This window comes from Photorhabdus akhurstii (assembly GCF_019090985.1).
In the GTDB taxonomy this organism is placed as follows: Bacteria; Pseudomonadota; Gammaproteobacteria; order Enterobacterales; family Enterobacteriaceae; genus Photorhabdus; species Photorhabdus akhurstii.
Genome location: NZ_CP020335.1, coordinates 2,374,452 through 2,400,248, shown reverse-complemented (window position 1 = coordinate 2,400,248; position 25,797 = coordinate 2,374,452). Strand labels below are relative to the sequence as shown.

The following is a 25,797-nucleotide window of genomic DNA, read 5'->3' as shown; positions in this document are numbered from 1 at the left end:
TGGTTAAAAGTAAAATGACAACGCTTAATAAAATATTATAGCTTGGTAATGAAGAATCGCCAGTTCATCAATAAGAAATATGTTCAGAAAAATGGAAAATGCATGAGCATTTTCCAATAAACAGTTAAAAGCTCAATCAGTTAAATTTATTTCCTAGGTGGAACAGTATCAATATGTCCAAACCAAATCTTAGATTCGTTTTTGCCTACGCTATAAGTGATATAAACCAAGCCTGGCGTACCATCACTATATGAGTCTACATTAGCAAAAGGGGCCTGACCAAGCGGAATAATAGTCTCTCCTGCCGCCGCTTCGTCGGCAGTTACCGTATGAGGATCAATAGAATAAATTTTCGAAGATGGATTCTCATTTACAATACCATTAACGTAAATACGTACATTAATGACATTATTTACGTCTATTCCACTGTTTTTACCCACAGCAATATGGGCATCCAACCCTCCACCTAAAATATACTTAAAACTAATCTTACCTGGCCAACTAAATTCCTTCTGTCGTTTATGATTAAAGATTCTAGGTCTCGCTAATATACGCTTAATCTCTGGTGGTATATTTGGTGTTGATCTCGTTAAATTAAAATAGAGGGCAGATGACATAGTTATGTTTCCTATTACATCAGCCACGTAATAGTATAACCCATTATTGCCAATATTTGGAATACTGGCATATGGAACTAAAATAGATGGTATATCCAACTGACTCAGATCAGTAATGACAGAGGACGCACTTGGCGTTTCATTATTATCTTCTCTGATCATTAAGAAAATTTTATCTTTCGGTCTAGCATCTTCATAGAACGGGATACTCACATGAAAACCTGTACTGCTATATCCTGTTGATGGCGTTAATCTATCACCGTCCAGCTCTTCTATATCTGGCATCACAAGCGTTGGAGCAATGTCTTCTGTAATAAACAGAATATTCGATGAAGATTTCCTTGAAAAACCCTGCAATTCAGTGAACATATTAACTGCATAGTTCCCATCTTCCTCCTGACTGGGAAAAATCTTTAAGGCAACAAAACCTTTATCATCTGTATTAATATAGTATTTATTATTATTTAGTTCTTGAATAAAAGGAAATATTTCTTCCGTAAGTTGATCTCTATCATACCCAAAAATACGTACTAATTTATCCGTTACCAAGGGAATTTGAAAATAGGGTAATGGATCATTTGTTTTACTCAGCGCATATAGATTAACGAGGAGGTTGCCACTAAACTCAGAAGGCTCCTCATTATCTGCTGCCGGAGATAAATCTTTTATCAGCGAATCACCAATAATGATAGGTTCAAATGCTGCATGTGAAAAACCATTTTTATCAATAGAATGAAATGCAATTTCTAATTTAGCATCGGGGTCCGTAGCCTTATCCACTGAAAATTCTATGGTAAAATCACCAGTGCCAGAATTAGCAGTAACAACAAATTTCGCAGTGCAGGTATTATTCTTGACATCTCTTGAAATACGAGGGATCTTATCAAAATAGGTATTTTTGGGGGTACTGTGCACTATGCCAGTCGTTTCCGTTACTTTATGAGCATCATCACCTGAATAAGTCACTGTGACAACAACTGGGCACGCTTCTAAAACCGTTATTCCTGAAACTATATCTGCTGTAAGTGTCGACATATTAAACCTCATATTAAAGTTAAACACCAATCAGTAACAAACACTTAATTTTCTATCAAAATAATGCGTTTATACAACGATGCTTACTCTCTATTACCTCCTTCCTGTTTATCACATAAATAAATTATTCACTTTAGCCATTACTGTAATAGCAATGTATTCTTTATCCAAAAGATATCGTAAAATAGGATACGGTGCTTCCTCCACATATTCCTTGATTAATGTATGAGGATCAATAGTAATAACTACTTAATCTGACTCCTCTCCCACAATACCATCAGTGTAAACACTTACATTAATAACATCCCTCGCTGTCCAAGTTCTAAATGACCTTGGTGAGTGCTACAGCTAATGTACGAGCAACCTGTGGCAGCCCATTAGGGACTGAATCTGTTAAAATAACGAGAAGATGACATAACTACGTTTTCACTATAATTCACAGTGATAGCAACTGGGCATTCTCCTAAAATCGTCATTCCTGAAATTATATCTGCTGTAAGTGTTAACATATTAAACCTAATATTAAAATTAAACACCAATAAGTAACAAACACGTGACTGCTCCCCGCGGTAAAAAACGGCGAGGCTTCCCACTTCTCAGGCCGCCACCGTCTTTATGACGGATTGACGCTGGCCTCCGTGGGCAGAGACGACGAGTCCCGCCGCCTGTAATTCTGTTATGCCCTTGCGCTGGATGTTGAGCGCCGCATTGATATCGCGGTCATGTTCGACTCGACAGCAAGGGCATGGCCAGATCCGCTTACGCAGCGGCATTTCCGGCATTTTGTGACCGCAGCAATGGCAGGTTTTCGAACTGGCAAACCACTGATCCAGTTTGACCAGATGAACGCCCGCCGCTGCGGCTTTATATTCCAGTTTCTTGATGAAGCCATGCCAGCCCGCATCCCCGATAGCGCGGGCAAGGTGGTGATTCTTCATCATGTTAGCCGATTTCAGCGTCTCCACAATGATCGCTTGGTTTTCGTCAACTATTGTCCGAGAGAGTTTGTGTTGAAAATCGGCGCGGGCATGGGCTACCCGCTCATGGACGGCCGCCAGACGTAATCGGGCCTTGCCGCGGTTAGCGCTGCCCTGTTGTTTGCGGGACAGTGATTTTTGTTTACGACGCAGGTTACGGGCGGCGTTGATAAGGTGACGGGGGTTATTGACCTTCTCCCCGGTCGACTCGATAAGATAGTGGGACAAACCCATATCGCACCCGGTCACGCGGGTGATAACGCCCGGCTTTTCCAGCACCTCTTTGCCGTCGTCACACAGGATCGCGGCGAAATATTTTCCCGTGGCGGTGCGAGAGAGCGTAATGCTCTTCACTTTCCCTTCAATTTTTCTGTGTATGCGTGCTTCTATCGGTGACAATTTCGGGATCTTCACTGCGCCCTCCAGCACTTTCACCCCAACACAGTGATAACTGGATTGCTTGCCCTGTTTGCGTTTGAACGTGGGAAATTGGGCGCGCAACTTCGGATTGAAGAAATTATCAAACGCGGAATGCAGATTGATCACCGCCTGCTGTAGTGCAATGGAGTCATATTCCCTGAGCCAGGCATACTTGCGGGATTGCTTCGCGACCGCCAGTAACGGTTTGAGGTCTTTGCGCGGATTTAAACTCACGCCGTGACGTTTGTAAGCCTGCTTTTTGATGTGCAGCGCCTTGTTGTACGCAAAACGGACCGCCCCGAACTGGCCGTCAAGATACCCGGCCTGTTCGGGTGTGGGGTAGATACGGACTTTGGTCGCTCTCAACATATTCAGCGCTCATTAATAAAGTGCATTCATTTTAGCCTGTTTTACCGGCAGATATCCCCACCCGCACTGGACAAGGGTTTACGGCGGTTTTTGCTAATTTTCTATCAAAATAATGCGCTTCAACAATCATGCATACTACCTATTATTTCCTCCCTACTCTTCACATAAAACTACATAAGCCGTTGCTGCTAGATCGTTGTTATCCAACAAATGAGCCTGAATACTATCTTCATTTGTATGTAACCCTCCCATTGTTATATTTTTATTAATTAGCCCGCCGCTAGTTGGATTACCTAACAAACCTTTCTTCAGAAGATTTAAATTCAAATCATTAACCAAATAATCAATTGAGCTACCAAGATCACTTTCCTTTATCCTACTTCCTCTTGTACAACGCGGTAAAGGTTTACTCCTGTCAATACGACTATCCCACTCAGGATAACCAATCCCCGGCCCCTTTATGTCAGAATCAATAATTACAAAGTGGTCAATTTTCACATCGGGAATAACATATTTTAAATACCGACCAGATTCTGGGTGTGTAAACGTCGTAGTTAATGTAGCCGTTCCCGCTTTTTTAACTTGAAAATGCTCTCCATCCACATCAATTACGTTCCTATTACTTGAGTCATATACTCCAATATAACCACCAGATATTTTTCCTTTTCCAGGCAAATACTCGGGGTTAAACTTCATTTTTTTCCAGCCAAAATTCATTCTTCCTTTTGGTACTGAACTCCCGTACCCTTCTCCATCTTTAGGGTCATAATCCACTATAAAGAAGTTAGCAACATCCTGCTCATTAGCCTTAATTTCTACCGTTTTATTCTTAGAACCAACAGATGAATCATTCACTTTGGCCGTTACCATAACAGCAACAAACCCGCCACTTTTGCTATATACCCGATATTGCGCTTTCCCATCAGCATCTGTTTTACCATCACCCACTACCTGAGTAACCAAGTTTTTATCAGTAATAGTAACTCCCTTACTATTTGTTGCACTCCAAGTCACCGCAACACCACTTTTCGCCTGCCCGGAAAAATCTTTTACTGTGGCAGTAAAGGTGTAAGTATGCTCCTCGCTTTCTCCTTCTGTCACGTGATCTGGACTAACAGTCAAAGAAGCAAGCTCATCAGGGCTGATAAAACTGACTTTTTTATCCGCATTCATTGGCGTCTGCTGAGTAGCTGTTTTTGCCGACACTTGTACATCAATCGCTACCACCGTACTGCTTAACGTCGCCGTCACCTGCCCCTGCGCGTTACTCACCGAATTGCTCTGTTTCGTCAAGGTTAACCCTTCAACCGTTGGCTCTGTCTGCCAGTCAATATCGATTGATTTATCCACCACCGGCTTGCCATATGCATCTTCCACTGTTGCCGTGAAGGTGTAAGTATCAGTACCTCCGTTGTAGAGCGGACCATCTTTGTCCACCGTTACATGGGTAACATGATAGCTAGTGCTCAGATCCTCAAAGCTGACCTTTTGATCAGCCTCTATCCACGACAGGTTCGCCGCCGCTTTCGCCGATACCTGCACATCCTTCACCGCCGCCGTGCTGGTTAAGGTCGCCGTCACCTGTCCCTGCGCGTTACTCACCGAGTTGTTCTGTTTCGTCAGGGTTAACCCCTCAACCTTTGGATCTGTCTGCCAGTCAATCTCTATCGGTTTATCCGCTACCGGCCTGCCATGCGCATCCACTACCGTCGCCGTGAAGGTATAACTGTCCGTGCCGTTGTTATAGCGCTTCTTGTCTTTATCCACTTCCACCGTCACGCCGGTGACTTGATAACTGCTACTCAGCTCCTCAAAGCTCACCGGGCTATCGGCCTTGACCCATGACGGGTTCGCCGCCGCTTTCGCCGATACCTGCACATCCTTCACCGCCGCCGTGCTGGTTAAGGTCGCCGTCACCTGTCCCTGCGCGTTACTCACCGAGTTGTTCTGTTTCGTCAGGGTTAACCCCTCAACCTTTGGATCTGTCTGCCAGTCAATCTCTATCGGTTTATCCGCTACCGGCCTGCCATGCGTATCCACCACCGTCGCCGTGAAGGTATAACTGTCCGTGCCGTTGTTATAGCGCTTCTTGTCTTTATCCACTTCCACTGTCACGCCGGTGACTTGATAGCTGCTACTCAGCTCCTCAAAGCTCACCGGGCTATCGGCCTTGACCCATGACGGGTTCGCCGCCGCTTTCGCCGATACCTGCACATCCTTCACCGCCGCCGTGCTGGTTAAGGTCGCCGTCACCTGTCCCTGCGCGTTACTCACCGAGTTGCTCTGTTTCGTCAGGGTTAACCCCTCAACCTTTGGATCTGTCTGCCAGTCAATCTCAATCGGTTTATCCGCTACCGGCCTGCCATGCGCATCCACCACCGTCGCCGTGAAGGTATAATTGTCCGTGCCGTTGTTATAGCGCTTCTTGTCTTTATCCACTTCCACCGTCACGCCGGTGACTTGATAACTGCTACTCAGCTCCTCAAAGCTCACCGGGCTATCGGCCTTGACCCATGACGGGTTCGCCGCCGCTTTCGCCGATACCTGCACATCCTTCACCGCCGCCGTGCTGGTTAAGGTCGCCGTCACCTGTCCCTGCGCGTTACTCACCGAGTTGTTCTGTTTCGTCAGGGTTAACCCCTCAACCTTTGGATCTGTCTGCCAGTCAATCTCTATCGGTTTATCCGCTACCGGCCTGCCATGCGCATCCACCACCGTCGCCGTGAAGGTATAACTGTCCTTGCCGTTGTTGTAGCGCTTCTTGTCTTTATCCACTTCCACTGTCACGCCGGTGACTTGATAACTGCTACTCAGCTCCTCAAAGCTCACCGGGCTATCGGCCTTGACCCATGACGGGTTCGCCGCCGCCTTCGCCGATACCTGCACATCCTTCACCGCCGCCGTGCTGGTTAAGGTCGCCGTCACCTGTCCCTGCGCGTTACTCACCGAGTTGTTCTGTTTCGTCAGGGTTAACCCCTCAACCTTTGGATCTGTCTGCCAGTCAATCTCAATCGGTTTATCCGCTACCGGCCTGCCATGCGCATCCACTACCGTCGCCGTGAAGGTATAACTGTCCGTGCCGTTGTTATAGCGCTTCTTGTCTTTATCCACTTCCACCGTCACGCCGGTGACTTGATAACTGCTACTCAGCTCCTCAAAGCTCACCGGGCTATCGGCCTTGACCCATGACGGGTTCGCCGCCGCTTTCGCCGATACCTGCACATCCTTCACCGCCGCCGTGCTGGTTAAGGTCGCCGTCACCTGTCCCTGCGCGTTACTCACCGAGTTGTTCTGTTTCGTCAGGGTTAACCCCTCAACCTTTGGATCTGTCTGCCAGTCAATCTCTATCGGTTTATCCGCTACCGGCCTGCCATGCGTATCCACCACCGTCGCCGTGAAGGTATAACTGTCCGTGCCGTTGTTATAGCGCTTCTTGTCTTTATCCACTTCCACTGTCACGCCGGTGACTTGATAGCTGCTACTCAGCTCCTCAAAGCTCACCGGGCTATCGGCCTTGACCCATGACGGGTTCGCCGCCGCTTTCGCCGATACCTGCACATCCTTCACCGCCGCCGTGCTGGTTAAGGTCGCCGTCACCTGTCCCTGCGCGTTACTCACCGAGTTGCTCTGTTTCGTCAGGGTTAACCCCTCAACCTTTGGATCTGTCTGCCAGTCAATCTCAATCGGTTTATCCGCTACCGGCCTGCCATGCGCATCCACCACCGTCGCCGTGAAGGTATAATTGTCCGTGCCGTTGTTATAGCGCTTCTTGTCTTTATCCACTTCCACCGTCACGCCGGTGACTTGATAACTGCTACTCAGCTCCTCAAAGCTCACCGGGCTATCGGCCTTGACCCATGACGGGTTCGCCGCCGCTTTCGCCGATACCTGCACATCCTTCACCGCCGCCGTGCTGGTTAAGGTCGCCGTCACCTGTCCCTGCGCGTTACTCACCGAGTTGTTCTGTTTCGTCAGGGTTAACCCCTCAACCTTTGGATCTGTCTGCCAGTCAATCTCTATCGGTTTATCCGCTACCGGCCTGCCATGCGCATCCACCACCGTCGCCGTGAAGGTATAACTGTCCTTGCCGTTGTTGTAGCGCTTCTTGTCTTTATCCACTTCCACTGTCACGCCGGTGACTTGATAACTGCTACTCAGCTCCTCAAAGCTCACCGGGCTATCGGCCTTGACCCATGACGGGTTCGCCGCCGCCTTCGCCGATACCTGCACATCCTTCACCGCCGCCGTGCTGGTTAAGGTCGCCGTCACCTGTCCCTGCGCGTTACTCACCGAGTTGTTCTGTTTCGTCAGGGTTAACCCCTCAACCTTTGGATCTGTCTGCCAGTCAATCTCAATCGGTTTATCCGCTACCGGCCTGCCATGCGCATCCACTACCGTCGCCGTGAAGGTATAACTGTCCGTGCCGTTGTTGTAGCGCTTCTTGTCTTTATCCACTTCCACCGTCACGCCGGTGACTTGATAACTGCTACTCAGCTCCTCAAAGCTCACCGGGCTATCGGCCTTGACCCATGACGGGTTCGCCGCCGCTTTCGCCGATACCAGCACATCCTTCACCGCCGCCGTGCTGGTTAAGGTCGCCGTCACCTGTCCCTGCGCGTTACTCACCGAGTTGTTCTGTTTCGTCAGGGTTAACCCCTCAACCTTTGGATCTGTCTGCCAGTCAATCTCTATCGGTTTATCCGCTACCGGCCTGCCATGCGCATCCACCACCGTCGCCGTGAAGGTATAACTGTCCTTGCCGTTGTTGTAGCGCTTCTTGTCTTTATCCACTTCCACTGTCACGCCGGTGACTTGATAACTGCTACTCAGCTCCTCAAAGCTCACCGGGCTATCGGCCTTGACCCATGACGGGTTCGCCGCCGCTTTCGCCGATACCTGCACATCCTTCACTGCCGCCGTGCTGGTTAAGGTCGCCGTCACCTGTCCCTGCGCGTTACTCACCGCATTGCTCTGTTTCGTCAGTTTTAACCCGTCAACTTTTGAATCGGTCTGCCAGTCAATGTCGACCGGTTTACCTACCACCAGATTGCCGTGTCCGTCCTTCACCGTCGCCGTGAAGGTATAACTGTCCCTGCCGTTGTTGTAGCGTACTTTGTCTTTATCCGCATCCACCGTCACGCTGGCGACATAATAGCTGGCGCTGTACTCCGTAAAACTGACTTTTCTATTCGCGTTCTCCGCCATCTGCTGGGTAGCCGTTTTCGCCGATACCTGCACATCCTTCACCGCCGCCGTGCTGGTTAAGGTTGCCGTGACCTGCCCCTGCGCGTTACTCACCGAATTGTTCTGTTTCGTCAGTTTTAACCCGGCCACCGCTTTATCTGTCTGCCAGTCAATATCGATCGGTTTATCCGCTACCGGCTTGCCATGCGCATCCACCACCGTCGCCGTGAAGGTATAACTGTCAGTACCATTGTTGTAGCGCACTTTGTCTTTATCCACTTCCACCGTCACGCTAGAGACTCGGTAGCTGTTGCTGGACTCAGTAAAGCTGACTTTTTTATCCGTCGTAACACGTTCACCATTAATACTGACGCTGACTTGTATATCGGATAATGGTGTTGTACTGGTTAATGTTGCAGTCTGTTGCCCATTTTTATCTGTTGCCTCTGAATCAGGCTTTAATTTCAATCCAGGATCTTTTTTATCCGTATCCCAAATCAATTTAGCATTTTCGATCGGTGTTTTTTTGTCAGCGCCAAGTAGAGTAGCTGTGTAGACATATTTCGCATTGCCATCAGCAATTAAAGGATCGGTTGTATTAACACTCAAAGAAATATTACGTTGTAATACATGGGTTTGTATCTGTACTCCCTGCTGCCCATCTTTACTTGTACCTGTTATGGTATAGTCATTTTTTCCATCAGGCTGATATTCCGGTAACTGAATAGTATAACCATTAGTACTTTCTATGTTTATAATCCCGCCATGCTTCTGGAATAATTCAGGCATTTCCCAGGTAATATCTTTTAATGAAGTATCTGATTGAATTTGTATTGGTTTAACTTCACCACCGTAACCACTAATTTCTAATACAGGAACCAGTAACCTAAAACGTTGCGGTTTTTTCAGATAATTCAAAATAATATTATTATTTCTTTCAACTAAGTCGTAACGATTTCCAGCCAAACTTCGTAGTGAAGAAACATTTTCTGGTGATAGTTGTTCTGATAACGGAACACCAAATCGATAGTTCACATTGAATGAAAATATGCCATCACTCTTTCCCTCTTTCCCTAATTTATAGTCAACTCCCGCAGTGATCAGTGGAATCGGGGTATAATTTACCCCAATAGTTGCTGCATAGGGATCTTTTTGCCTATTGTCCTTTCCGAATAACGCAACATTATCACCAAAATATTGTTCATATTTTATTTTGGCGCCGAGTGACGGCATTGCAGGTAAATACATGTCGGCAATCAGGTCATAACCATTTGCAGGGCGCTCATAATAATTGGTTAAATCACGAGAGTTATGCCAATCACTCAAGCGAAAATATGCGTTAGCAGACATTTTTAGGTAGTTAGTCCACAATTCACCGCCCAGGCTAAATCGGCTGTTATTACCGGTTAAATCATTATCGTAAAAAGTGTTCGCCCCATACATCCAATTGTTTATGAATAAACGGGTTCCAATGCCTAAATTCACAGTGTCACGGCTATCTTTATGACGATATCCATATTGGCTATAAACAAGCCAGTGGTCTTTATCATCATAGAAAGGGACGAGTAAGTCTACAGAACTTTCATCCAAGCGCCCATGATGGTCAACATTTAAATTAATTTTAGCTGTACCAAACTGGGATAACCATTTCTGAGTATTATTTGTTATCTGACTATTTAATTTATTGACAATATAATCCTGAGCTAATTTTTTTGGATCTGAATTTAATAACCCTAAGAGTTCAGTGCCACGAGATAAGATTAAAGGAGGGGTATTTTGATTATCATCTTTAGGATCATTTTCATGTAACTGGGGTATTTTTGGTTTTTCACCGCTATCGTTTTTTCCTATTATGCTTTTCTTTGATAAAAATTTACCGCACCGCCTCTGCTCTGATCGCTTTTTCTCTTTATGAATAACGTTTTCGTGTAATTTCTTACTAACCTGATTTTGCTTCATGGCGGATTCTGGGTAATCCTGACAATTTTCAACACCAATCAAAGAGTTTCCTAATTCAGGTAACGCAGTATAACTTTTCAGTGGCATAAACGCGGCAAATAAAAAACAGGCCATGAGTACACGCTTATTTACTTTATAACTTATTACGTTACGAAAAATACGATTGATGTTCATCAGTATTACCATAAAGTTTCCGCCGTTATATTCATTTATAGCTACTGAGAACATTAAATGACTTTTTATAGCTTTGTATAATGAAAATAAATTATCAGCCAATAACCATTAGTAATCACTTAGCAAAACCATCGTAAATTCTTGCTCAATGCGACATTAAGTACCTACGCAATTTTCAGAAAAAACCCGTTGTGCAAATAGTTCAACGGGTTTTCTGCTTATTGGTGATTATGAGTTAGCACTTAATTATTATGATTTTTCAGGCCGTTGAACTCTAACATTAATCACTCGGCCATCGGGGATATCACATAGTTCACCATCATGGTAATAAACGACTTCCCCGCCATCGCTAATACTCTTAACACGTTTATTTTGGGCAAATATCGGCGCATCTCTATTTTGACGATGATAACATTCAATGGTTATATCGCCACTAGGTATATCTACTGATTCATTAACCCAAATCAGATTTAACCCGTTACTGTCTGCCGGAACAATGGTACCACCATGAATTCCCCATGCCCCATCTTTAGCAAAACCGTTGCAGCCGCTGATGCGATATTTCCCTGTCTCTATCCGCTCGACAGTCATACCCTCCGCTTCACGAGTTAGCTCATAAGTTCCGTCTGGATAAATACTTACTACGGGGCTGGATACTTTGAGATTGCCGTTAGTGTCAGCGATACAGTTATTATTCAGGATGGCAATAGGATTACCGTTATATTGCAATTTATCGCCGCCGATTGTCAATCTTCCGTATCTTTTTTCATTGCAAATATCAAAATCCTGTAACCCATCACCTGGAACCCCAATGTAGGCGGTTCTTTTTCCCCCCTCAAAAAACTGAAAATATGCGTGTCTACCCGCGTCATATGTTATATTAAAAACACCTCCGGCCCCCTTTAAATTTGCCGACCCAGCATTAATCCGCCCCTCAGGAGAAACAGAGAAAACCCGATTGTTATTAATATATGCAACCAACTCACCACCAATTGTTAATTTGCCAGATTTTTTTTCGTTACAAATATCAAAATCCGGTGAGCCGTCACCCGGGAATCCAACGTAGGCCGTTCTTTTTGCTCCCTCAATAAACTGAAAATAGGCATGTTTACCAATATCATGCATTATGTTAAAAGTCCCCGCATTCCCTCGTATATTCGCTGACGCTGCTTCAATCAAACCCGCAGGAGAAACAGAAAAAACCCGTTTGCCATTAATATCTATCGTATATCCGTAGGTATCGACGCTACCGCCACGCACAATCCCCGTTTTAATATAATTGTCATACCAGTTGTAAAGCGTAAACCCAACTATCTCATTTGCCGGTTTAGCCCCCTGTAAAGAAACTAACATCGTCGCATTACGTTCAGTGGGAAGCGTTTCAACCTGTTTAAATCTAAAATACTGTGGATAATTCCCCCCGTTGGCCGATACTGCATTTTTCGCCAATTCCACAGTTTCCGATAAGCCGAGGTTTTTCACAAACGCGTTTTTATCAGGAATATCTGCGCCATTTTGATTTTTTGCCAATCGGTTATTAGCATTATCATTTACATCAGAAACTAGCTTCTGAGTGACGGCGAGAGTATTACTATTACCTATTTTATCTGTGAGCTGAGTAACACCTTTTTGTGTTAATGAGGCATCTGGTACTTGTATTGCGATTTTTTGCTCTAACGCTTTATTTAATTGGACAATCAGTTTAGCTATATCCCCATCATCCAGAACATCATTGTCAGAATATGTCGCAATAAAATTAGCTACAACAGATGTTATTGTCGACGACTGACGTAATACCTTGTTGAGTAAATGAGTGGTAATATTTTCCGGGGGAAATCCTGTTTTTAAACTCGGGCTATCTTCATATCCTTCTTGACTGACTACATTGGCATTATTACTAATGGAAAAAGCTTTAAAATCATTCTTGAGTTTCATATATTCTCCTCAAATTAAATAATATCAATTTATAATCAATAAGTTATTTCAATTATATTCTAGCTTAGAAGCAGAATAATGAAACATTCTTAAAACTTAGGTTGACAACTATTTTTTATAATTATTCCTTACAATTTCACATCCTAAAAATAACTTATTGTTCGATAACCATCAGTAATCACTTAAAGGAAAGAATAATCAAACTGAACTTTGTACTCGTCGCACCCGGCAGGTACACTAGCCTTCTTTTTGTTTTATGCTAAAAGTGAAGAAAAATAGTGAGTAACATAAAATTAATCGTCGGTCTGGCTAATCCTGGTGCTGAATATGCCCAAACCAGACACAATGCCGGAGCCTGGTATGTTGACCTGCTCGCTCAAAGCCACAATCAGTCACTGAAAGAAGAGAGTAAATTTTTTGGTTACACCGCCCGGATCAATATCTGCGGTCACGATGTTCGTCTGTTAGTTCCGACGACATTTATGAATCTCAGTGGTAAATCTGTCGCTGCCCTCGCCTCTTTCTACCGTATCCAACCGGATGAAATTCTGGTGGCCCATGATGAACTCGATTTACCGCCAGGAGTGGCAAAAATGAAACTGGGTGGCAGTCATGGCGGTCATAATGGCTTGAAAGATATTCAGAATAAATTTGGCAATAATCCTAACTTTCACCGCTTACGTATCGGTATCGGCCATCCCGGCGACAAAAATAAAGTGGTTGGCTTTGTGCTAGGCAAACCACCAGCCAGTGAACAAAAGCTGATCGATGACGCAATTGACGAAGCGCTGCGTTGTACTGATATCCTGATGAAACAAGATATGAATAAGGCAATCAATCGCTTACATAGCTTCAAAGCCAGCGCTTAATAACATGGAATCGATAAATCTTGTCTGTCAGATCGTGATAGCCCGCCATTCCGTGTATAATGGCGCCAATTTTTTTGACTCATCAAACAGGCTAACACAGCCTTTTGATTTATAAGTAATTTAAGGTGAAAATCATGGGATTCAAATGCGGTATCGTCGGCCTGCCTAACGTCGGAAAATCAACACTATTCAATGCGCTGACTAAAGCAGGCATCGAAGCAGCAAACTTCCCGTTCTGCACTATTGAACCCAATACCGGTGTCGTCCCTATGCCAGATCCACGGCTTGAACAACTGGCGGAAATTGTGAAACCTCAGCGAATCCTACCGACCACAATGGAATTCGTCGATATCGCGGGTCTGGTAAAAGGCGCATCAAAAGGTGAAGGTTTGGGCAACCAGTTTCTGACCAACATTCGTGAAACAGAAGCTATCGGCCATGTTGTGCGCTGTTTCGTCAACGACAACATCATTCACGTTTCCGGTCAAGTTAATCCTGCTGCTGATATTGAGATCATCAATACCGAACTGGCCCTTTCCGATCTGGACACCTGCGAACGAGCCATTCATCGTGTCCAGAAAAGGGCCAAAGGCGGCGATAAAGATGCCAAAGCAGAATTGGCAGTACTGGAAAAATGTCTGCCTCATCTGGAACAAGCGGGTATGTTGCGGGCGTTGGATCTCAGCACCGAAGAGAAAGCGGCTATCCGTTATCTGAGTTTCCTGACGCTGAAACCCACCATGTACATCGCTAACGTCAACGAAGAGGGTTTTGAAAATAACCCACATTTGGATGCTGTTCGTGCGATCGCAGAAAAAGAGGGTTCGGTGGTCGTTCCGGTTTGTGCCGCGGTAGAAGCGGATATCGCGGAGCTGGAAGATGATGAACGCGAAGAGTTTATGGCTGAACTTGGCCTGGAAGAACCCGGTTTAAATCGCGTTATCCGCGCGGGTTATCAGTTACTGAATCTGCAAACTTACTTCACTGCCGGCGTGAAAGAGGTTCGGGCATGGACTATCCCAGTTGGCGCAACCGCACCACAAGCAGCCGGGAAGATCCATACTGATTTCGAAAAAGGTTTTATCCGTGCACAAACCATCTCTTTTGAAGATTTCATCGCTTACAAAGGTGAACAAGGTGCAAAAGAGGCCGGTAAAATGCGTTCAGAAGGTAAGGATTATGTCGTTAAAGATGGCGATGTGATGAACTTCTTGTTTAACGTCTAATTGACTTTTCATCTCTGACAACATCGCAAGATATCTCTGAGACTGATTAAAACTCTTAAAATCCACGCAGTTGCGTGGATTTTTGTTTTCATATAGAAGCCGGTTTTGGTGTAAAAACGGCTAATCCGAGCCATTTTGTTTTTAATGGTTATAATTACTTTATGTGACTATTTACATGCTTTTCTATTAGGCGTAGTATGTTTTTACTAATGCCTTTCTATACGATAGTTATCCGGTGTGAGTCCGTTTAGTCACTTATCCTATTAAATTACGTTGTTTTGGGTGGTTCTTCTCTATCTAGTCAAAATCTAGTCAAAGTTCAAACAAGCCGATGAACAATCATTTTTAACTTAATCTAATAAAGGAGTCCAAAAATACTTAAATCTTTATAAAACAATCTTTTAGTTCCTTTAGTACTAACAAAGAGGAAAGACCATGAAAAGTCACAAGAGGTTATCGTTATTCACGCTTCTACTGCTTACTGCCAGCCCGGTAGCGCTTGCGGTGCAAAACAATTGGCCCGGCACCAAAGTAGATCAACCAGCACCTAAAATCAAAGGGATGCCCAAAGCTCTGGAAAGAAATTTGGCTAACTTTGACGATCTTGATTTCCGTGTCTATACAGACCAAAGATGGTGGGATCTACATAAGAGCCATGCCATGAACATTATTGTTCACTACCCTGATGGTCATACTACTAAGGGTATTCGACAGCATCTTGACGATCTGAAGTATATGTGGACATTTGCTCCTGATAACCGAATCACAGAGCACCCGGTACGGTTTGGTACCGCTGATGCGGAATGGACCGCTGTTACGGGATTTACAGATGGAACATTTACGAAACCTATGGTTCTCCCAGATGGTAAGGTTATTAAACCTACAGGTAAGGCGTATCACCTCCCTATGGCGACACTCGGACACTGGAACAAACAAGGGGTTATGGATGAAGAGTATCTCTTCTGGGACGATTCTGTGCTTATGAAACAGATAGGTGTTAGTGATTGATTCAACTACTTCGTACGGACTTGCTTAAGAGCGAGTCCGTAAATGTTGCAATGTTATATGTTTGGGCCTGCCCCAATAGTGGTGGGGAGCATGATAACTTGTATGCGCAATTCTTTACAAAACCGGCTAGTCAGAAAAAACCGCCTATTTCCAATTGCATTATTCCTGTGGTTTTTCCGGCAGTTGCACTCGAACATTAATTACTCGACCATCAGGAATATCGCATAACTCACCATCATGGTAATAAATAACTTCCCCATCACCATTAATACTCTTAACACGCTTATTTTGCGCAAATATCGGCGCATCTCCATTTTGACGATGATAACATTCGATGGTTATATCACCGCTAAATGGATCTACCGATTCACAAACCCAAATCAGATTTAACCCGTTGCTGTCTGCCGGGACGATAGTACCACCGTGAATTCCCCACTCTCCGTCTTTTGCAAAACCATTGCAGCCGCTGATACGATATTTTCCTGTCTCTATCCGCTCGACCGTCACCCCTTCCGCCTCGCGAGTTAACTGGTAAGTTCCATCTGGATGAATATCTACCACTGGGCTGGAGACTTTTAAGTTGCCATTAGTATCCGGCTTGGCGTTGCTTGTTGACCAGACTTTGTACCACGGATTCCATTTATTGATGTTACCGTCACCATTGTGCGTTCTATAGTATAATTCGCTCTTCGGCAAGTATGAGGAGTGAATCATCAGCTCATAAGCCTTAAAGGTCCCATACCCTCCTGAAAATCTCATTCCTGGCCCATGTATACCTGGGCCATTTAGTCCTACTGGATAGCCAAAATATGTCGAATTCTGAGGAATGTTATCAAAATTATCGATTGTAGAAGCTGTATTAGTCCCAACAACAACCGGCTTTGTACTAATAACTTCTAAATTGAGATTTTCCACAAATGCTTTCTTATCAGGAATATCTGCGCCATTTTGATCTTTTGCCAATCGGTTATTAGCATTATCATTTACATCAGAAACGAGCTTCTGTGTTACCGCAAGAGTATTACTATTGCCGGTTTTATCTGTAAGCTGAGTAACACCTTTTTGTGTTAACGAGGCATTTGGTACTTCGGTTGCAATTTTTTGTTCTAACGCGCTATTTAATTGGGCAGCGAGTTTAACGATATCCCCATCATCCAAAACATCATTGCCGGAATATGTCGCGATAAAATTAGCCACAACAGAGGCTATTGCCGACGACTGACGTAATACCTTATTAAGTAAATGAACAGTAATATTATCCGGTGGAAATCCGGTCTTTAAATTTGGACTTTGTTCATACTCTCCTTGACTCACTATATTAGCATTATTACCAATAGAAAAAGATTTAAAATCATTCTTGGGACTCATATACCCTCCAAAATCAAATAATATTATTTTATAAAAAATATATTGAACTACTGTAAACCACTCTCAAAAACTCACTTCAATCATAGTCTAGCCTAGAAAAATAATAATGGAACATTCTTACAACTTAAATTGATAACTATTTTTATAACTGATAGCAATGAAAAACAAAACCACCTAAAACCAGACATATATTAAAACCATTTTCATCTAATATATGAAAGTAACTCTTTTTCATCCATTTCATCTCGAAAATATTTTTAATAACATTTATTTCACCATAATAAAAACAATAATTATCCACATAATAAACCCATATTATATTATTAGGTATATGCTCTTCACGGTAGAATAGATAAGATGAACATACAACAAAAATATTTTAACCAATAAGTTAATATAATTAAACGTAATCTTTAATTGTAATTATTCGTTTTCTTACATTCACATAATAAATGCAAATAATTTCACCTATACTATAAAATAACTTGCTTTATTTAAAAATAACTCATTAGGTGTCTTATACCCCAGTGTCTCACGTTGGCAATTATTTAGTTTATTCATACGAATCTTATTTCCTGTTCTATCACCGATGAAAAATCTGTGCTCTTTGGAAGATACTGACAAATCAATCCATTTGTGTTTTTATTCACTCTGCGTTCCCAAGAAGCATAAGGATGTGCAAAATAAACTTGCGTTCCTATCGTAGGATTTTCACCAGTTCATACCTTTGCTTAGCTTCTAATTCATACCATCATTGAGTATATTAAAGGATTATGAAACATTTCTTATGGACGATATGACATGGTTTCCGTTTATATGGATAAACAAGACAAAACCAAGCAGATAGCTGACTGGAAAATTTGGTATAACGACAAGAACAATGAACTGATGCTTACCAGCTATTTTGCTTCCGGAAAAAAATATACTCTGCCAATGACAAGATGTGCGGTCATCCCCACAAAAGCCACGAAAGGAAATCTTCTAATAATAAATGGTCAATCCATTATCACGGCTATTGAAAGTGCAGAAACCTACGGCAATAGGTTTACCGTCATCTATTATCCCGGAAGTAACAAACCTTATGTCATGAAAACGGATAAGATTGAAATTATTTCCGCAACGAACATCATGAATGAAGCAGTTTTTGACTATTTTATCGCTGTGGCAAAAGCACGTATCAACCATACCAAAGGAAATGACAAGCTCATTGCTGAGAACGTGCTACGCCAAATGGAAAAAATCACTCCCCATCCTGATACGGCGCTACATGCTTATTGTTTTGGTAAAAATCAAACTCGGAAGCCGACTCAACATTTTATTTATCCCTTTGGAGTAAATGAAAGTCAGTTAAAAGCTGTTGAACACGCATTTTCCTCCCAGATCAGCATTATTGAGGGACCACCGGGAACAGGGAAAACGCAAACCATATTAAACATCATTGCCAATATTTTGTTAAATCAAAAGACAGTGGCTATATTGTCCAATAACAACTCTGCGGTAGAGAATGTATATGAAAAATTATCCAAAGTGGGACTAGGTTATCTGGTTGCCAAATTAGGGAGTTCCGATAATAGAAATCTGTTCTTTGAAACCGGGCAATCCTCCCTTACAGAACAAATTGAGCATACCACTGATATTCAGGCTATTAATTCAACACTAAACAAATTAAAATTGCATCTCAAAGCTCAAAATCAGATAGCACTTCTACAGGCACAAATCGATGAATTATCCATCGAAAAACAATATCTAAAGCAGTGGCAAAATGAAAATTTAACAACAAAGCCAAAAATATTAGAGAAATATAAGTTACCACCACAAAAAACAACCGACCTACTTGCTTATTTAAACTATCTTGCAATGCGGCGTATTTCTTTTGCAAACAGAATTCAGCTCTTACTTAACTTCAGAATAGTACGTACCAAATTTCTAAATGATTGGGAGAAACGTAAGGAGTTCATTTACTCTCTACAATTCTCCTATTATGAAAATATGTTGCATCAAAAAACAAAGCTACTAGATAAGTATAAGCAAGAGCTACGGAACCACAATTTTAAACAATTGTTGAACAATCTAACAGATAGTTCGATGAAGTATCTTAAAAACCATCTACGCCAGCACATTCACCACCAGTCTACTTTCAGTGCACAAGATTATCGTAAAAGATTTAGTGAATTTACACGACGCTTTCCTATTATTAGCAGCAGTACGCACTCTATCATTAATTCTATCGCCAGAGGCGCTTTGCTCGACTATGTAATTATGGATGAAGCTTCACAACAGGACATTATTCCAGGTATTCTAGGTCTCGGCTGTGCTAGAAATATCATTATTGTCGGGGATAGAAAACAATTACCACATGTCCCAGTGAAACTCCAAATTACGCCACCAGATGAATTTTACGACTGCGTAAAATATAGCCTTCTGGACTCTTTTATCGGGATTTTTCAGAATAATATCCCCATCAATTTACTCAAAGAGCACTACCGATGCCATCCAAAAATCATTCAATTCTGCAACAAACAGTTTTATGATAATCAACTCATCCCGATGACACATGACAACGGTGAAAAGGCATTATCACTAATTACCACCGCCAAAGGAAATCACACCAGAAACTTATCTAACCTGCGAGAGTTGGAGTCGCTAAATAAAATCGGATGGGAAGCAAACCATGATATAGGCTATATTGCTCCTTATAATAATCAGATCAACCTTTCTCAGGAGCACCTGCCGGAAGGTATGATTAAGGCCACAACACATAAATTCCAAGGGCGAGAGTGTAATGAGATTATTTTCTCCACTGTTTTAGACAAGAAGTGGGATAGCCAAAAGAAAATTTCTTTCGTTGATGATCCGCATCTAATCAATGTGGCTGTATCCCGTGCCAAAAACAAATTTACGCTGGTGACCGGGGATAATGTATTTACCAAGAACAACCAAAGTATTGCTGCTTTGATTCGCTATATCAGATATTATGCAGATACCAAACAACTTCATGATAGCCCTGTCATTTCTGCCTTTGATCTGCTTTATGACGAATATGACAAATCATTAGAAAAACTAAATGCCAAGTTGCGTACAAGTGATTCCAGATTCAAATCGGAACAAATTGTTGCCCAACTGCTACGCGAAACCCTAGCTCAGGAAAGGTTCAATTCAATTAAATATCATCAGCAGATTGACCTGATTCAACTGGTTTCACTGAAAAACAACACATTTATTCCGCATGAATTGGAATTTATGAGAAATAGAGCCAGCTGTGATTTTGTTCTCTACTTCAAAATGGGGAAATCTCCTTTGGGAGTCATTGAGGTGGATGGTTATTATCATGATACTGCTCAACAGTCTGAACGTGACAATATAAAAAATGCCATTCTGATAAAGGCAGGCATTCCTTTATTAAGATTAAAAACCATCGATAGCGATATTCAATGTAAAATAGCTGCTTTTATCACTGGAATCCTAGAAAACTCCTTCATAACAACCGCTTGAATGCAAATATTGCTTACTAAGTGGAGAAAACATCCGCGATATCCAGATACATTTTTGAACTCATCCAAATTTAATTTAAAGCCTTCTGTTGGTTCAGAAGGTTATTAAAATTACCGATAAAATTGGATTCTTTATTTATCGCAAACTCCCATTAATTAATATAATATCTTAATGTTTTATCATTACCCCATCTTTCATCAAGATATACTGATATTAAATATAATTTTAACAGTGATAACTCGCAAAAATAATAAATCCATTCCAAAAAATAGAACCGATAATTACCTACACAATAAAACCACATTATATTCTTTAAGCAATGCCATACACCCAGCAACAGAATAAATAAGATGAACTATAAAACAAAAAAATTCCAACCAATAAGTTAATATAATTGATCGTAATTTTCACTTGTAATTATTTTCACCTAATAAATATGAATCAAAATAAATCGACAAATAATTAATAATAAAATGCATTATTAGAAAATAAAAAAATAAATAGTAGAATAGTATAATGTAAGATTATTCAATAAAAACCTCACAAATTTTATTGAAATAGACTTTACATACTACATTTTTACACTATTATTAAAAGATTAGATATATATTTTTATCCATCGATTAAGATGTTATCGGTTTTCAGGAGCATATGTTTATCACATAAACAAAGCCATATATTATTGATATAAAATAAATTATAGTTTCTGAACCCAGAACTCAGGTTGAATAAAAAATCAATTGCTTATCTAATAAATCCACAAAGGAAAGCAACCATGAAAGATATATTAAAAAATTCTGATCATAAAATTAAAGATATTCAGGAGTGGATAGAATACATTAAGCACAGAGGAGAAAAATATTCTAAAACGCAGCCACATTCAGATAACATTTTTATTCGTTTCCTAGAAATTGAGAATCTTTCTGATATACAAAGTCCAGCCAGTGTAGCAGCGACAAATACATACACACTATTTGCAAAGAAATCAGCTACATCAAATAAATATCCAGTCAGTGTCACTGAGGGGCTGCAAACTATCATCAATTTATGTCGAGTCGCATCAGGCTATGATCCATTGGAACCAGAAAGTGATGGCAATACGGAGAAATTCATAGCATTCACCGAAGAAATAGAAAAGGTTCCCTTTCTCTCTTTACTATGGGCAGACAAAAGTACGATTACTCAACAAAGCCATGACACAGATATCTTGATCGATTCTTTTATTAAAGTTTTTCAAGGGTTATCTCCTCAAGATAAAATTACCATTAAGATTTATTTGAAAAAGTTGATTGATACCGCTTTATCATATGCCGATCAGAAGGAAAAAAAATCCAACCTGGTACAATATGCTCTGGCTAAAACCCCAAATGGAGTGTCACTCTTACTCTATTCTTTCATATTGACAATAAAGAAAGTAGATAACAAAGGTACGATTAAATTTACATCTCATTATAATCTTTGCCAGGCAGAATATAATCTCAGCCAGAAAATATGGGAAATGACAAGATCGGTATTGGAGAAAGAAGATAAGATAACCATAGAATATTTAATCGATTGTATGACAACCAAAACGAAAGCATAAACTGAAAGCTTTCTATAAGTAGATTAATTGATTTATATCAATGACATCATTACCAATATGTTCTGAGATTATTCTCATTATAGTTATTCAATAAAACTATTAAACTCAATAAAAATACAATATATGAAAATATCACATAAACAACCATTTATCCGTGAGGAATAAGTTAAATTACATACCCTTAATATTTGATAGTGAAAAATATCCATCTATGGATATACTTAGTTTGCAAAAAAATATATTTAACATTCGTTAACAAAAATTTAAAAAAAATTACCAAGCTAAAAAAGCAGTAATATTAAGTACATGATTATCGATTTATCTCACTGTTAATAATAGGGTTAAACATTGTTCCCTATTTTCAACAGTACCCTAACATTCAATCCCTAACTTAATAAATCTATTAAGGATAAAAATCATGGAACATATCTTAAATAATCCTGATTATGCAGTTAAAAAAGCCCAAGAATGGATAGAACATATTGAAAAAGGAGGAACAAGACTCCTTAACGATTGGGAACGCTCAGACAATATTATTATGGATTCTCCTGATGCTGGCGATTATTCCGATGTACAGAGCCCGGCTAATGGCGCAGCTACAGGAGATTATACACAGCTTGCAAAAGACTCTTCCACATCATCTAAAAATCCGTTAAGCATTACCGAAGGCTTGCAAACTGTTATTAATATGTGCCGTGCAGTCTCAGGCTATAATCCTTTAGATCCTCAAGGCCAGGGTAATAAAAAGAATTTCTTCTCATTTACAGAAGAGTTATCTGGCGTTCCATTCCTTTCTTTGCTGTCAACAAGCGTACAAAATGTTATTCAAAAAAGCCATGATGCAGATGTTTTGATCAACTCTTTCCTGGAAAACTTCTTAGGATTATCCAGTCAAGAGAAAGAGCAGATGAAAACCCCGCTGAGACAATTAGCTATCGCAGCATTATCCTATGCAGGTAGAAGACAAACTCAATCCAATTTCGTACAAAGTGTTCTTGCTACATCACCAAGAGGCGGCGTGTCATTCTTCTTATATTGGTCTGAGTTTTCAATCGTCGCTTACGAAGATGATAAAGGACTTATCGAATTCAAATCTCATTACTTCCTGCCACAAGCAGAATATAACCTAAGATACGAATCATGGGTAAATGTAAGACCTGCATTCGAGAAAGCACAGAAAGTATCATTAGAAGATTGGATTGACAGTATGACCACTCGAAGAAAGAAAGGAAGTAATGTAAGAGCGCTTTGTATAGAATAATGTGGTGAAATAACCCCAAAATGGTGTCTGCAAAAAGGTCGTGGACACCATAAAGTTCATTGAATCCGCGATAAACCACAGTAATTATTTTTCGTTGACCCAGTTCTCAACACGAAGGCCAGGAACCCGCTCAAATTCGCGCACATTATTAGTCACGATAATCAACCCTTGGCTTCTGGCATGCCCCGCTATTTGATTGTCATAAGACCCTATGCGTAAACCGCCCCGTTCAAGCTCTGCGATAATCTGACCGGCATGCACAGCAGCCTTACTGTCGAAATCCAATACCCTCAACCTAGCAACGAATCCCTCAATAATCTTCATATTGCTTTCTGGATTTCCCGATTTCTCTGCGCCTTTAATCAACTCCATCAATGTCACCGTGCTAATACACAACTGATCGTGATGGAGTAGAAAAGCTTCGCGCACTCTCTGGGGCTGGTTCTTAAGAGTGTAGATGCAAATACAGGTATCAAGCATGTATTTCAGCATCAGAATCCCTCTCGCTCTTGTACTGGCGGCTGCTCGCGTTCTGCCATAAAATCGGCCGTAACACTAGGGCCATCAAACCAACTGTCCCAAGATTCACCAGCCGGAGTGATTATGCGAGTATGGCCTACAGCGACAACATCAACCCACTTCACATCTTCCGGAAAAGCGACAGCTTTAGGAAGCCGGACTGCCTGAGAACGATTGCTTTTAAATACCGTTGTTTGAACCATAAAATGTTCCTCATACAGGGATATACTTACTGTATATCCATGATAAGCACTAAAAAGAGCATGTCAACAAGATGTACCCAATTTTTCATAATTAAACACTCTGAGAGTATTTGCTCTTATCTATATAAATCACTAAACAACTATAGCCAGAAGCCCACATCGTTATGTCTTTCCACATTCAGACAGTAAACTATGACAAATATTGCCTAAAGTCTGCATAGCACGTTCCATTTCCTGATCCCAATCAAAAGAGGCATTCAGACGAAAGGCATGGTTAAACTGTTCGCTAGTGCAAAACATACTCCCGGGTGCAATGCTGATCCCTTCCGCCAATGCCAGTTGATAAAGCCGCTGTGCATTGAACAGAGGCTCAAATTCCAACCAGAGAAAATAGCCGCCTTTAGGGCAATTCACTTTTACTGAATCGGGCATATAGTCACCAATCGCTCGTAACATCAGGTGTTGACGTTGCTCCAATATGCGACGAAGGCGGCGTAAGTGGTTGTCATACCCCCCCTCCGCAAGATAATCAGCAATTGCCAATTGCGTCGGCATGCTGGCAGAAACGGTACTCATCATTTGTAGCTGTTGGATTTTTTTGGCATGTTTTCCTGCTGCAACCCAACCTACCCGAAATCCCGGCGCCAGACATTTAGAAAACGAAGAGCAATGCATAAAGTTGTTTTCACTGTCCAACCCTTTCGCCGGTACAGGCCGTTGCTGCTCGAAATAGAGTTCACCATAAACATCATCTTCAATCAGCACCACCTGATTACAGTTCAGGATATGCACCAGCCGTAATTTACTGTCAGCGGACATCGTTCCCCCTAGCGGATTCTGAAAGTGAGTCATTAACCAACAAGCTTTTATCGGGTATTTCTGAATCACCTCCTCCAGCGCATCCAAATCAATACCATTTTGTGGATCAGTTTTGATGGCTACCGCTTTCAAACGCAAACGTTCAATGGCCTGCAAAGCGCCGTAAAAAGCCGGTGATTCAATCACCACCCAATCACCCGGCTCCGTCACCGACTGTAAACTAAAACTCAGTGATTCCATCGCACCAGCGGTAATGACAATTTCATCAGGAGAGACATGAATACCATGCATGGCATAACGGCGTGATATGTTACGGCGTAACTTATCATTTCCCGGCGGTAAATTGGCTAAAGCGCTATGCGGCGCTATTCGCCTGGCAGCAGCCGCTAACGCTTTGGAAAGTTTAGGTTGAATCAATAAGGATGGGTCCGGGAATGCTGAACCAAACGGAATAATCGCAGGATCTTTACACGCCTGTAATACATCAAAAATAGAAGCGCTTATTTCCACGCTTTCACTTAAATGTAATCGCTTTCCCCCTTTTGCGGCGGCAAAGGGTTGCAAACGTTTAGCGACGTAATAACCTGATTGAGGACGAGAAACGATCCATCCCTGACTCTCTAGTAATTGATAAGATTGAACAACAGTCATTAAACTCAAACCTGATAACTTCACTGACTCTCTCAACGAAGGTAATCTATCTCCCACCAGCCAGGTACCATCTTCGATATGTTGAAGAATTTGCCTGGCAAATTGTTCATAACGCTTCATCAATTCAGA

At 41.9% G+C, this 25,797-nt stretch carries 14 protein-coding genes and 1 pseudogene; 6 read left to right on the top strand and 9 right to left on the bottom strand.

What is annotated here, in order from left to right; genetic code table 11:
* Positions 1 to 146 precede the first annotated feature (146 nt).
* From B0X70_RS10475 to B0X70_RS10460, 4 genes are all read right to left on the bottom strand, one after another.
* Positions 147 to 1,652: a hypothetical protein gene (locus B0X70_RS10475; protein ID WP_110087166.1), complete on the bottom strand. Its 1,506-nt coding sequence runs from the start codon at positions 1,650 to 1,652 to the stop codon at positions 147 to 149.
* 596 nt (positions 1,653 to 2,248) lie between these two features.
* Entirely contained in the window at positions 2,249 to 3,418 is a 1,170-nt protein-coding gene (locus tag B0X70_RS10470) for an RNA-guided endonuclease InsQ/TnpB family protein (RefSeq protein WP_217471463.1), read from the bottom strand.
* 153 nt (positions 3,419 to 3,571) lie between these two features.
* Positions 3,572 to 10,735 carry an Ig-like domain-containing protein gene (locus B0X70_RS10465; RefSeq protein WP_217471462.1) on the bottom strand — a complete coding sequence of 2,388 codons (7,164 nt, stop codon included), beginning with the start codon at positions 10,733 to 10,735 and terminating at the stop codon, positions 3,572 to 3,574.
* A 249-nt stretch (positions 10,736 to 10,984) separates the two neighbouring features.
* Positions 10,985 to 12,670 carry a phage tail protein gene (locus B0X70_RS10460; RefSeq protein ID WP_217471461.1) on the bottom strand — a complete coding sequence of 562 codons (1,686 nt, stop codon included), beginning with the start codon at positions 12,668 to 12,670 and terminating at the stop codon, positions 10,985 to 10,987.
* Between the two features lie 278 nt (positions 12,671 to 12,948).
* Between B0X70_RS10460 and pth the strand changes: the two genes are divergently transcribed.
* The 3 genes from pth to B0X70_RS10445 all read left to right on the top strand — a co-directional run bounded on the left by pth (position 12,949) and on the right by B0X70_RS10445 (position 15,773).
* Positions 12,949 to 13,539, top strand: coding sequence for an aminoacyl-tRNA hydrolase (pth, locus tag B0X70_RS10455; protein ID WP_036814214.1), 591 nt, complete (start codon positions 12,949 to 12,951; stop codon positions 13,537 to 13,539).
* Between the two features lie 134 nt (positions 13,540 to 13,673).
* Positions 13,674 to 14,765, top strand: coding sequence for a redox-regulated ATPase YchF (gene ychF, locus B0X70_RS10450; RefSeq protein WP_217471460.1), 1,092 nt, complete (start codon positions 13,674 to 13,676; stop codon positions 14,763 to 14,765).
* Between the two features lie 435 nt (positions 14,766 to 15,200).
* Entirely contained in the window at positions 15,201 to 15,773 is a 573-nt protein-coding gene (locus B0X70_RS10445) for a nuclear transport factor 2 family protein (protein WP_036814212.1), read from the top strand.
* Positions 15,774 to 15,932: 159 nt separating this feature from the next.
* Here B0X70_RS10445 and B0X70_RS10440 read toward each other — a convergent pair whose 3' ends face one another.
* Positions 15,933 to 17,141, bottom strand: coding sequence for a phage tail protein (locus B0X70_RS10440; protein ID WP_217471459.1), 1,209 nt, complete (start codon positions 17,139 to 17,141; stop codon positions 15,933 to 15,935).
* A gap of 468 nt (positions 17,142 to 17,609) precedes the next feature.
* Positions 17,610 to 17,836, bottom strand: a pseudogene (locus B0X70_RS25135) (transposase); the annotation flags it as partial.
* 106 nt (positions 17,837 to 17,942) lie between these two features.
* Between B0X70_RS25135 and B0X70_RS10435 the strand changes: the two are divergent.
* The 3 genes from B0X70_RS10435 to B0X70_RS10425 all read left to right on the top strand — a co-directional run bounded on the left by B0X70_RS10435 (position 17,943) and on the right by B0X70_RS10425 (position 23,476).
* Positions 17,943 to 20,633 carry an AAA domain-containing protein gene (locus B0X70_RS10435; protein WP_217471458.1) on the top strand — a complete coding sequence of 897 codons (2,691 nt, stop codon included), beginning with the start codon at positions 17,943 to 17,945 and terminating at the stop codon, positions 20,631 to 20,633.
* A gap of 775 nt (positions 20,634 to 21,408) precedes the next feature.
* Positions 21,409 to 22,215, top strand: coding sequence for a hypothetical protein (locus B0X70_RS10430; protein WP_217471457.1), 807 nt, complete (start codon positions 21,409 to 21,411; stop codon positions 22,213 to 22,215).
* Positions 22,216 to 22,633: 418 nt separating this feature from the next.
* Positions 22,634 to 23,476: a hypothetical protein gene (locus tag B0X70_RS10425; RefSeq protein ID WP_040152636.1), complete on the top strand. Its 843-nt coding sequence runs from the start codon at positions 22,634 to 22,636 to the stop codon at positions 23,474 to 23,476.
* 84 nt (positions 23,477 to 23,560) lie between these two features.
* Here B0X70_RS10425 and vapC read toward each other — a convergent pair whose 3' ends face one another.
* From vapC to B0X70_RS10410, 3 genes are all read right to left on the bottom strand, one after another.
* A complete protein-coding gene (gene vapC / locus B0X70_RS10420; protein WP_040152635.1) occupies positions 23,561 to 23,968 on the bottom strand; it encodes a type II toxin-antitoxin system tRNA(fMet)-specific endonuclease VapC in 408 nt (135 codons plus the stop codon).
* Positions 23,968 to 24,198 carry a type II toxin-antitoxin system VapB family antitoxin gene (gene vapB / locus B0X70_RS10415; protein ID WP_110090524.1) on the bottom strand — a complete coding sequence of 77 codons (231 nt, stop codon included), beginning with the start codon at positions 24,196 to 24,198 and terminating at the stop codon, positions 23,968 to 23,970. Before vapB ends, vapC begins: the two co-directional genes overlap by 1 nt.
* Before the next feature lie 162 nt (positions 24,199 to 24,360).
* Positions 24,361 to 25,788: an aminotransferase-like domain-containing protein gene (locus tag B0X70_RS10410; RefSeq protein ID WP_217471456.1), complete on the bottom strand. Its 1,428-nt coding sequence runs from the start codon at positions 25,786 to 25,788 to the stop codon at positions 24,361 to 24,363.
* Between the last annotated feature and the right edge of the window lie 9 nt (positions 25,789 to 25,797).

Bases quoted from the DNA above. Each gene is read 5' to 3' on its own strand.
- B0X70_RS10475 (WP_110087166.1), bottom strand. From the start codon at position 1,652: ATGTCGACACTTACAGCAGATATAGTTTCAGGAATAACGGTTTTAGAA.
- B0X70_RS10470 (WP_217471463.1), bottom strand. From the start codon at position 3,418: ATGTTGAGAGCGACCAAAGTCCGTATCTACCCCACACCCGAACAGGCC.
- B0X70_RS10465 (WP_217471462.1), bottom strand. From the start codon at position 10,735: ATGAACATCAATCGTATTTTTCGTAACGTAATAAGTTATAAAGTAAAT.
- B0X70_RS10460 (WP_217471461.1), bottom strand. From the start codon at position 12,670: ATGAAACTCAAGAATGATTTTAAAGCTTTTTCCATTAGTAATAATGCC.
- ychF (WP_217471460.1), top strand. From the start codon at position 13,674: ATGGGATTCAAATGCGGTATCGTCGGCCTGCCTAACGTCGGAAAATCA.
- B0X70_RS10445 (WP_036814212.1), top strand. From the start codon at position 15,201: ATGAAAAGTCACAAGAGGTTATCGTTATTCACGCTTCTACTGCTTACT.
- B0X70_RS10440 (WP_217471459.1), bottom strand. From the start codon at position 17,141: ATGAGTCCCAAGAATGATTTTAAATCTTTTTCTATTGGTAATAATGCT.
- B0X70_RS10435 (WP_217471458.1), top strand. From the start codon at position 17,943: ATGGTTTCCGTTTATATGGATAAACAAGACAAAACCAAGCAGATAGCT.
- B0X70_RS10430 (WP_217471457.1), top strand. From the start codon at position 21,409: ATGAAAGATATATTAAAAAATTCTGATCATAAAATTAAAGATATTCAG.
- B0X70_RS10425 (WP_040152636.1), top strand. From the start codon at position 22,634: ATGGAACATATCTTAAATAATCCTGATTATGCAGTTAAAAAAGCCCAA.
- vapC (WP_040152635.1), bottom strand. From the start codon at position 23,968: ATGCTGAAATACATGCTTGATACCTGTATTTGCATCTACACTCTTAAG.
- vapB (WP_110090524.1), bottom strand. From the start codon at position 24,198: ATGGTTCAAACAACGGTATTTAAAAGCAATCGTTCTCAGGCAGTCCGG.
- B0X70_RS10410 (WP_217471456.1), bottom strand. From the start codon at position 25,788: ATGAAGCGTTATGAACAATTTGCCAGGCAAATTCTTCAACATATCGAA.